This is a genomic window from Microbacterium sp. CPCC 204701 (assembly GCF_004010105.1).
GTDB lineage: Bacteria > Actinomycetota > Actinomycetes > Actinomycetales > Microbacteriaceae > Microbacterium.
This window is the reverse complement of record NZ_RRYE01000550.1, coordinates 1-1,501: the sequence shown is the minus strand read 5'-3', so window position 1 is coordinate 1,501 and position 1,501 is coordinate 1. Positions and strand designations below refer to the sequence as shown.

The following is a 1,501-nucleotide window of genomic DNA, read 5'->3' as shown; positions in this document are numbered from 1 at the left end:
AACCGCAGCGGCTCGGTCGCGAGCGCGGCCGCGGGCACGTCGGCCCGGCGGCCGCGCGGGACGCCGACGGCGGCCTTGAGGTGCACGATGCCGGTGATGTCGTCCATCGACTCGCCGTAGACCGGGAACCGGCTGTGCCCGGTGCGCCGCGCGAGCTGGATGACGTCCTCGGCGGAGTCGTCTGCGGCCACGGCATGGACGCTGGGCCGCGGCGTCATGACGTCGGCCGCGCTCAGCCGGGCGAAGGTGAGGCTGCGGTCGAGGAGGGACGCGGTGTCCTCTTCGAGCACACCCGCGCTCGCCGAGCGGCGCACGAGGCTCGAGAGCTCCTCGGCCGTGCGCGCGCCCGAGAGCTCCTCCTTCGGCTCGATGCCGGCCGCGCGGAGCACCCCGTTGGCACTGCCGTTGAGCACCGCGATCGCCGGGCGGAACACGGTCGTGAACGCCACCTGGAACGGCATCACGAGCTTGGCGGTCTGCCGCGGGACCGCGAGCGCGAAGTTCTTGGGCACGAGTTCGCCGAGGATCATCGAGAAGATCGTGGCGATCGAGACGCCGATGACGGCAGCAACCGGCACCGAGACGCCTTCGGGGATCCCCCACGCGTCGAACACCGGGGCGAGCAGGTTCGAGATCGCCGGCTCCATCGTGTAACCGGTGAGCAGCGTCGTCAGGGTGATGCCCAGCTGCGCGCTCGACAGATGGGTGGAGGTGATCCGCAGCGCGCTGATGGTGAGCGATAGGCGGCTCTCGCCCGCCGCCCGGCGGGCCTCGAGGTCGGCGCGGTCCAGGTTCACGAGCGCGAACTCGCTCGCCACGAACAGACCGGTGCCGATGGTCAGCAGGAGCCCCACGCCCAGCATGACGTAGTCCATCACGCGTCACCCCCGTTCAAGCGGGAGTCGGGTCGGTGGGGCGAGCGTCTGCAACTAGGAGGGTCGTCCATCGTGCCGAACAGTCTACGACAGCCCGTCGGCGCATTCCCCGGCCGCGGCACCCGTCGCCGCCCTTCTCGCCACACGGGCGTCTCGCCTCCCGGCTCGCGCGACGGCTGGCAGGAGGGGTGCTGAAGGGGAGAGACCACGGATGCCTCGGCTGAGGCATCCGTCGGCGGCTACCAGCTGACCCGCAGCGCCTTGCCCTCTTCGTAGCCGGCGGCGGACTGGAGGCCGACGCGGGCGCGGTCGTGGAACTGGGCGACTGTCGAGGCGCCGGCGTAGGTGAACGACGAGCGGACGCCGGACGTGATCATGTCGAGCAGATCCTCGAGTCCGGGACGCAGCGGATCGAGGTAGATCCTCGACGACGAGATGCCCTCGGCGAACAGCTCCTTGCGGGCGAGCTCGTACGGGTCGAGGCGCCCGAAGCGCTCGTGCACAGCTTTGGTCGACGCCATGCCCCACGACTCCTTGTAGGCGCGGCCGGACTCATCGACCTGGACCTCGCCGGGCGCCTCGATGGTGCCGGCGAACCACGAGCCGATCATGACGGACGCGGCGCC

The 1,501-nt window shown here is 71.0% G+C and carries 2 protein-coding genes; both read right to left on the bottom strand.

Going from position 1 to position 1,501, the window contains the following annotated elements:
- A partial coding sequence (locus tag EIO58_RS17755) for a hemolysin family protein (RefSeq protein WP_127820538.1) occupies positions 1-875 on the bottom strand: 875 nt, incomplete at its 3' end.
- A 239-nt stretch (positions 876-1,114) separates the two neighbouring features.
- Positions 1,115-1,501 (bottom strand): IMP dehydrogenase (locus EIO58_RS17750; RefSeq protein WP_205789376.1); only part of this gene is annotated, 387 nt, incomplete at its 5' end.